The organism is Vibrio sp. 1978 (assembly GCF_033344345.1).
This window is the reverse complement of the sequence record NZ_JAWPOP010001030.1, coordinates 1-518: the sequence shown is the minus strand read 5'-3', so window position 1 is coordinate 518 and position 518 is coordinate 1. Positions and strand designations below refer to the sequence as shown.

Sequence of the window (518 nt, the reverse complement as noted above, 5' to 3'; positions counted from 1 at the left end):
GAAGTGGCGGAAATATCTTCAAGATTAGATGTGAGCATCTCTCTGATTGTGTTGAGCAACACGGACTCAATCTTGATGCGTGACAAAGTGCTGTCGTTAGGTGCGAACTACATTCTTTGGGATCCGGAACTTGATGGCTTGTTGGGCGCATTAAAAGAGTCTGGTAAAGACACATTTTCGCCAACGGTGAAGAAAAAGTCGCGAATCGCTAAAAGAGTCTTGATGCTTGGTAGTAAAGGCGGTGTTGGCGTGTCAACCATCAGTGCTTTTTTATCCCATAGCTTGAGCCAGCAAGCGAGCTTGAAAACGTTGCTTGTTGAACACGATACGCTGGCATTAAATTCGGATATTTTTTTGGGTTTAAAAGGACTAAAGGCGCAACAAAATAGTATCGATTTAAACCAATCTGAGCTCGATGCCGCAATTGCTGGGAGTTATGTACACCCGATCAAAGACAAGCTTGATTTCCTTGCCCTTGAAAAGAACATTGCATGCATTAGTGACCATGCAGACTCTCT

1 pseudogene is annotated in these 518 nt (G+C 43.6%); it reads left to right on the top strand.

Going from position 1 to position 518, the window contains the following annotated elements:
* Positions 1-518: pseudogene (locus tag R8N49_RS30490) on the top strand (type II secretion protein); the annotation flags it as partial.